This window comes from Streptomyces sp. NPDC056222, from assembly GCF_042264065.1.
In the GTDB taxonomy this organism is placed as follows: Bacteria; Actinomycetota; Actinomycetes; order Streptomycetales; family Streptomycetaceae; genus Streptomyces.
Genome location: NZ_JBHJTL010000172.1, coordinates 1 through 6,635, shown reverse-complemented (window position 1 = coordinate 6,635; position 6,635 = coordinate 1). Strand labels below are relative to the sequence as shown.

Here is a 6,635-nt window from a genome sequence, read left to right as displayed (position 1 = left end):
CTCGTACGGATCGTGGCAGACGCCGAGCCCAGGTTCCCCGAGCCGTGGCGGCCCTTGCCCGCGGCCGAGGTCGACCAGGAGCTGCTGGAGCTGACGGGCCCCTGGTACTGGGGAACGACCGCGTACGGGCTTCGCTTGGGCTCCGACCGGAGTGTGGTCCTCGAACCGCTGCGCGGGGCCGGCCGGCGGGCGACCTTCCGGGCGCTGCCCGATGGTGGGTGGATCGGGCTGAACGGCTACTACGCGGGGGAGAAGCTGCGTGTGGTGCGGCGGGCGGACGGCTCGTTGAGCCACCTTGATCTGGCATCCTTCGTCTTCACCCGGGAGCCCTACGAGCAGGGTGGGGCGGTGCCCGGCGGGGTCGACGAGGCGGGCTGGCGCGGCCTCTGACCCGGTGTTTCACGTGAAACAGGACGCCGGGGGTATGCCCCGGCGTCCGGTCCGGTCCGGTCCGCGCGGTTGTGATGGCTGCCCGGAGGCACCTTCAGAGGCTGAGCTTGAAGCCCAGGTGCGAGGCCTCGAACCCCAGGCGCTCATAGAAGCGGTGGGCGTCCGTGCGCGTGGCGTCGGAGGTCAGCTGCACCAACTGGCAGTTCTGGCGCCGGGACTCCTCGACGGCCCACTCGATGAGCAGGGTGCCCAGGCCGCTGCCCCGCTCCTCCGTATGGATGCGGACGCCTTCGATGATCGACCGTGTGGAACCGCGCCGGGAGAGCCCGGGAATGATCGTGAGTTGAAGGGTGCCGACGACCTTGGTGCCGCGCGTGGCCACGACCAGATGCTGGTTCGGGTCCTGCGCCAGTCGCTCGAAGGCCGCGGTGTACGGGGTGAGGTCGTCCGGGGACTCGCGCTGGGCGCCCAGGGGGTCGTCGGCGAGCATCGCGACGATGTCCGGGAGATCGTCGGCGGTGGCGGGCCGTATCTCAAGATCGCTCATGGGGCGCAGACTACGCCGGGGCCGTTCCGGCTAGGCCGGGACCCACATCCCTTCGACGACGCGGACCAGGGGAGTCAGCTCCGGGTCCTTCGCGGCCTCGTCGAGCGCCTCGCGCAGGGCCCCGTCATTGGTGGGCCGTGCTTCTTCGAGCAGCGCCATGCCGGCTTCGGTGACATCGGTGTAGATACCGCGTCGGTCGGTGGCGCAGAGGTAGCGCGTGAGGAGGCCACGGTCCTCGAGGCGGGTCACCAGGCGCGTGGTGGCGCTCTGGCTGAGTACCACGGCGTCCGCGACCTGCTTCATCTGGAGATGCCCGCCCGGCCCGCTGTGCTGACGGCTGAGGACGTCCAGCAGCGAGTACTCGCGCATGCTCAGGCCGTGGTTGGCCTCCAGTGCGCGCTCGATGTGGGATTCGATCCTGCCGTGCAGCAACGACAGGGCGCACCAGCCCTGGGAGAGGGCGGTGAGAGCGGGGTCGGTCGCGGTCATGGTCTCTCCTCTGTCCGGAGCTGCTTCTCCCAGAGTAGACGATGACTGCAATAGCCCGCGTGTGCAATTACTTGGTTCTTATCCCGCTGCCACGGTGAGAGGGGCGAATCGGCGGCGCCAGTCGCCCGGGAGCCCGTCCAGCGAGCGCACCATGACCGCGTTGAACGCGATCGGGGCGAGGCCGTTCGCCTTGAGCCAGTGCAGCAGCGACTCGTGGCGTACATCGATGTCCGTGCGCAGGGGGCGGTCCGTGGCGGTGGCCAGGGAGGCGACGAGGGCCTGCGCGGTCGCTGTGTCCCGGGCGATCAGGGGGCCGATGACGTGGGTGTGCATGTTCGGCCAGGCCGCGGCGAAACCGGTGATCTCTCCGTCGGTCTCGGTGACGCGGAGCTGATCGGCGAAGGCCGGCAAGCGGGTGATCATGTGGGTGCGGTCCAGGCCGAAGATCTCCGTGTCCAGGCGCAGGATCGCCTGGAGGTCCTCCGCCGTGGCGGGGCGGGTCGGGATGTTCGGGGCCGGTTCCGTCGGTGTGAAGCGGCCCATGACCATCTCCGCGCGGCCCGTCTGGGCGAAGCCCAGCTGCTCGTAGAGAGGCTGTCCGTTCGGGGTCGCATGGAGTGTGATCGGAGTGTCCCCGGCCTCCTCCAGCACATGGAGCATGAGCCGGCGCCCCACACCCCGGCGGGCGTACCGCTCGGCGACCAGCACCATGCCGATCGCGGCCAGCCCCGGCCCGTACGAGGTGACCACGCAGGCTGTGACCAGCCCCTTGCCCTCCGGGTCGTCGATGCCGTAACCGGTCCCGGCGGTGAGCAGGAGGCCCCACTTGTGTTCCTCGCGGGGCCAGCCCCGGTCCTCGGAGAGATCGGCGCAGGCGGTGAGGTCGTCCGCGGTGAGGCGTCGGATGGGGAGCTGGTCGAGCGGGGTGAGCGAGGTCGGCATGGGCTCAGGCTGTCCGACGTACTGATCGTCCGTCCACCGCTTTAGGGGAACTCGCTCCGACTCGCAGACGGCGGCCCCTTCGCGTCAGCCCCCACGGCTTCAGGATCGAGACCGCCGTCATGAAGAGATAGGCCGTCGTCGACACCGTCGGAGCCGCCACCAGGCTGATGTCCGGTACCCCGGCCGCTGCCGCGTGTTCGATCTCCGGGCGCAGGGCGAAGACGGTCGCGGCCGCGGTGGCCATGGTGATCCAGAACTTGATCCAGACCCAGCGATGCCGGGCGAGACCCCAGGGCGTGCCCAGCGACAGCACCAGCCCACTCACCAGAGTCCCCACGGCGACGGGAGCCAGGAGCCAGTCGGCGAAGACCTTCATCGCGCGGTACGAGGCCTCGGTGAGGGTGGGATCGCCGGTCGTCCAGGCCGTGATCCCGAGCGTCAGCAGCCCCACGCTGAGCCCGAGCCAGGCCACGGAGACGGCGACGTGGAGGACGAGGAGAGCCCGCCGAGCGGGACGCTTGAGATGTTTCACGTGAAACACCGTGCCGCCCGGCCCCCTCGTCCCGCGTCTGACAGCCGGAGTAACCGCACGTACTAGCCTCGGCGTACATGACGACTTTCCAGGGCCGAGGCAGGCTTCATCTCTTCGATCTCGACGGCACCCTGATCCGAGGGTCGGCCGCGGCCGTGGAGATCTCCCGGCAGTTGGGGCTCACCGAGGAGATCGCCGCCCTGGAGCAGGGGTTCCTGCTGCATGGACTGACACCGGACGAGTTCGCCGTCCAGGCCCGCGAGCTCTGGTCCGCCCTCACCTTGGAGCAAGTCACCGCTGCCTTCGAAGGGGCGCCCTGGCTGGCCGGCATTCGTGAGGTCTGGGCAGACATTCGCGCTCAGGGAGGCCGCTGCGCGGTCATCTCGCTCTCGCCGGACTTCTTCGTCGAGCGCCTTCTCGACTGGGGTGTGGACTCGGCCCACGGGTCGCAATGGCCGCCGGTTCCGTTCACGGCGCCCGTCCACCGCCCCGGGATCCTCAACGCCACGGCCAAGGTGAGCATCGCCCGGCGACTCTGCGCGGAGTACGGGATCGGAATCGAGGACTGTGTCGCATACGGCGACTCGATGTCCGACGCGAAGCTCTTCGCTGTCGTCCCGGTGACGGTGGCGGTGAACGCGGACCGTCATCTAGCCGGGCTCTCCCGCCACGCCTATGAGGGAGGCGACCTGCGAGAGGCGTACGAACTGGTCCGAAACAGCGCAGCCTAGCCCCACTCCCGGGGCTAATGCCCAGGAATTCCGCTTTCTGTCCGAACCGGTGGTCGAACCTGCCAAGCTGCGGCCACAAGAGCCGCTTGCGCGAGGCGAGGCACACGATGGATGAGGCCGTGCACGACGACGGCGAAGCACCCCGGATAGCTCCGGGACCGTCCCCCGACGCGATGCTCATACGCCGCACCCTGGCCGAGATCGCTCCCGCCGCCGACAAGGTGACCTCGTACTTCTATGCGTTGCTCTTCGTCCGCCACCCCGAGCTGCGTGCCATGTTCCCCGCGGCGATGGACACCCAGCGCGACCGCCTCCTCAAGGCGCTGCTGACAGCGGTCGAGCACCTGGACAACGCCCCAGTGCTCAACGAGTACCTCCGGAACCTGGGCCGCGGACACCGCAAGTACGGAACCCGGCCCACGCACTACCCGGCCGTCGGCGAGGCCCTGATCGGCGCGTTGATCCGGTACGCCACCCTGACCTGGAACGAGGAGACCGAGGCCGCCTGGGTGCGGACGTACACGACGATCTCGCAGATCATGATCGACGCGGCCGACGAGAACGAAGGGCACGCTCCCGCCTGGTGGCAGGCGGAGGTCGTCTCGCACGATCTACGGACCTCGGACATCGCGGTGATCACACTGCGGCCCGACCAGCCGTACACCTTCCTCGCCGGCCAGTACACGACACTGGAGACCCCCTGGTGGCCGCGCGTATGGCGGCACTACTCCTTCGCCTCGGCGCCCCGGCCCGACGGGCTGCTCTCCCTCCACGTCAAGGCGGTCCCGGCCGGCTGGGTCTCCAACGCCCTGGTGCACCACGCGCGACCCGGCGACGTCCTGCGCCTCGGCCCTCCGGCCGGCTCGATGACGGTGGACCACTCCACGGACAACGGACTGCTGTGTCTGGGCGGCGGCACGGGGATCGCGCCCATCAAGGCGCTGGTCGAGGATGTCGCCGAGCACGGGGACCGGCGCCCCGTGGAGGTGTTCTACGGCGCACGCAGCGGCCATGACCTGTACGACATCGACACGATGATGCGGCTCCAGAAGACGTACCCCTGGCTGTCGGTGCGGCCGGTCACCGAGGACCAGGGCCAGCTGCCGGACGCGGTGCGCCAGTACGGCCCGTGGAACGAGTACGAGGCCTATCTGTCGGGCCCGCCCGGCATGATTCGGCGCGGGGTGGACACCCTGCGGGGGATCGGTATCCCCGCAGAGCGGATCCGCCACGACCTTCTGACAGAACTCGCGTCCTAGCCCAGGTCGGGGGCGTGCATCGCGCGGACGCCCTCGATGTTGCCGTCCAGGTAGTGACGCAGGGACAGCGGTACGAGATGCACGGCGGCGATCCCGACCCGGCTGAACGGCACCCGGACGATCTCGTACTCGCCGCACGGTTCCTCGATCTCGGGGCCGTGACGCAGCGAGGTGTCCATGGACTCGAGCCGGCAGACGAAGAAGTGCTGGACCTTCACCCCGGAGACACCGCCGTCGACGATGTGCTCGACGGTGTCGACGAAGCAGGGGACCACATCGGTGATCTTGGCGCCGAGCTCCTCGTGCACCTCGCGGTGCAGGGCCTCGACGACGGTGGTGTCCGAGGGTTCGACCCCGCCGCCCGGCGTCAGCCAGTACGGATCCATCCCCGGCTTCGTGCGCTTGATGAGGATGAGGTCGTTTCCATCGAGCAGGATGGCGCGTGCGGTGCGCTTGACCACAGGACGTTCGGTCATGGGAAGAAAATGGCCCGCCAGGGGTGTCCTGAAACTCACCAGTCCGTGGAGGCCCGCAGAAGCCAGTCGTGGGCCCGCGCGATGTGCGGCAGCGCGAGGGTGCCGGCCCGGACGATCAGGAAGTACGTCCGCAGCGGGGGAACCGGCGGATCGAGCAGCGCCACGAGACGCCCCTGCTCCAAGGCGTCCTCGCACAGATAGCGGGGCAGCACGGCAAGGCCGGCCCCGGCGGCCGCCGATTCCAGGACGGCCCGCAGATCGGGCGCTATGACGGTGGCCGCCACGGCCGGCTTGCTCTCGAACACGGCCGCCCAGTAGCGGGAGACGAACGGCAGCGACTCGTGCACCTCCACCACCGGCAGCTGTTCCAGGACGACGGCGCCCTTGCGCAGCAGCACCTCGGGCGCGAGCCGGGCGGCCCACCGCGGGGCGGCGACCAGCACGTGCTCCTCGTCGCAGAGCGGAGTGGAGGTGAGCAGGCCGCCGCGCGGTCGGGCCGCGGCGATGGCCAGATCATGGTGGCCCGCGGCGAGGCCGTCGAGGATCTCCTCGGTGTTCCCCGCGAAGGAGGCCCGAACGGCCAGCCCCTGGGCGACGAGCGGAGTGAGGGCGGGCAGCGCACGCGTCGAGGTGAACTCCGGGGGCCCGGCGAGATGGAGCGTGCGAACGCCGCTCTCCTCGTCCACGCCGGTCTCCGCGATCTCGACGAGCGCGTCCAGATGAGGGGCTGCGCGGTGGGCGAGCTCGTCGCCGATGGTGGTGGGGGTGACACCACGGGCCTGTCTGAGGAAGAGCGGGCGCCCCAGTTGCCGTTCCAGGGTCCGGATCTGGCTGGTGACCGCGGGCTGCGAGAGTCCGAGGAGTGCCGCGGCGCGGGTGAAGGAGCCGGCCCGGTGCACCGTGACGAATGTGCGCAGCAGGGCGAGATCCATGTCCGCCCCCTCCCGGCCGTGTGGCCGTTCGACTCAGGCGGTCGGCTGACGGCGCCCTCGGGACCGTCCAACTATAAATAAGTCGATAGGTCTCTGTCGCTACCGTGATTGGACACTGACGCAGAGTCAACTAGCCTTGGTCAGGCGGTTCTCCGCGCGTGGAACCGGGGCGTTCCGAGCCATGAGGGGGGAGGCTCGGAGCGCCCCGTTCCGTGGGCCCCGCGGCGCGGGCGCCGGGCGCCGGAGGGACACCCGCCGCCCGCCCCGCGCCCGCGAGAGCGCCCCCGACCGCCGCCCACAAGTACACCCGGGGCGACCCACCCCCCGAGAATCCGGA

The 6,635-nt window shown here is 69.9% G+C and carries 8 protein-coding genes and 1 pseudogene; 3 read left to right on the top strand and 6 right to left on the bottom strand.

From position 1 onward, the window contains the following. Positions 1-390 (top strand): annotated as a pseudogene (locus tag ACFC0D_RS37720) (serine hydrolase); the annotation flags it as partial. A gap of 94 nt (positions 391-484) precedes the next feature. Here ACFC0D_RS37720 and ACFC0D_RS37715 read toward each other — a convergent pair. The 4 genes from ACFC0D_RS37715 to ACFC0D_RS37700 all read right to left on the bottom strand — a co-directional run bounded on the left by ACFC0D_RS37715 (position 485) and on the right by ACFC0D_RS37700 (position 2,900). Then, complete coding sequence (locus tag ACFC0D_RS37715) at positions 485-937, bottom strand: GNAT family N-acetyltransferase (RefSeq protein ID WP_376446436.1); 453 nt, start codon at positions 935-937, stop codon at positions 485-487. A 30-nt stretch (positions 938-967) separates the two neighbouring features. Beyond that, positions 968-1,426 carry a MarR family winged helix-turn-helix transcriptional regulator gene (locus ACFC0D_RS37710; RefSeq protein ID WP_376446433.1) on the bottom strand — a complete coding sequence of 153 codons (459 nt, stop codon included), beginning with the start codon at positions 1,424-1,426 and terminating at the stop codon, positions 968-970. Positions 1,427-1,504: 78 nt separating this feature from the next. Further along, positions 1,505-2,368, bottom strand: a complete 864-nt coding sequence (locus tag ACFC0D_RS37705; protein WP_376446430.1) for a GNAT family N-acetyltransferase — start codon at positions 2,366-2,368, stop codon at positions 1,505-1,507. 4 nt (positions 2,369-2,372) lie between these two features. Further along, a complete protein-coding gene (locus ACFC0D_RS37700; protein ID WP_376446428.1) occupies positions 2,373-2,900 on the bottom strand; it encodes a DUF2269 domain-containing protein in 528 nt (175 codons plus the stop codon). A 77-nt stretch (positions 2,901-2,977) separates the two neighbouring features. On the opposite strand from ACFC0D_RS37700, the gene ACFC0D_RS37695 reads away from it, so the two are divergent. Both ACFC0D_RS37695 and ACFC0D_RS37690 read left to right on the top strand, forming a co-directional pair. Next, positions 2,978-3,631, top strand: coding sequence for an HAD family hydrolase (locus tag ACFC0D_RS37695; RefSeq protein WP_376446425.1), 654 nt, complete (start codon positions 2,978-2,980; stop codon positions 3,629-3,631). A 107-nt stretch (positions 3,632-3,738) separates the two neighbouring features. After that, positions 3,739-4,890 carry a globin domain-containing protein gene (locus ACFC0D_RS37690; RefSeq protein WP_376446422.1) on the top strand — a complete coding sequence of 384 codons (1,152 nt, stop codon included), beginning with the start codon at positions 3,739-3,741 and terminating at the stop codon, positions 4,888-4,890. Here the strand turns inward: ACFC0D_RS37690 and ACFC0D_RS37685 are convergent. Beyond that, positions 4,887-5,366 carry an NUDIX domain-containing protein gene (locus tag ACFC0D_RS37685; RefSeq protein WP_376446419.1) on the bottom strand — a complete coding sequence of 160 codons (480 nt, stop codon included), beginning with the start codon at positions 5,364-5,366 and terminating at the stop codon, positions 4,887-4,889. The two genes, ACFC0D_RS37690 and ACFC0D_RS37685, sit on opposite strands and share 4 nt — an antisense overlap. A gap of 35 nt (positions 5,367-5,401) precedes the next feature. Continuing rightward, complete coding sequence (locus ACFC0D_RS37680) at positions 5,402-6,298, bottom strand: LysR family transcriptional regulator (protein ID WP_376446416.1); 897 nt, start codon at positions 6,296-6,298, stop codon at positions 5,402-5,404. Between the last annotated feature and the right edge of the window lie 337 nt (positions 6,299-6,635).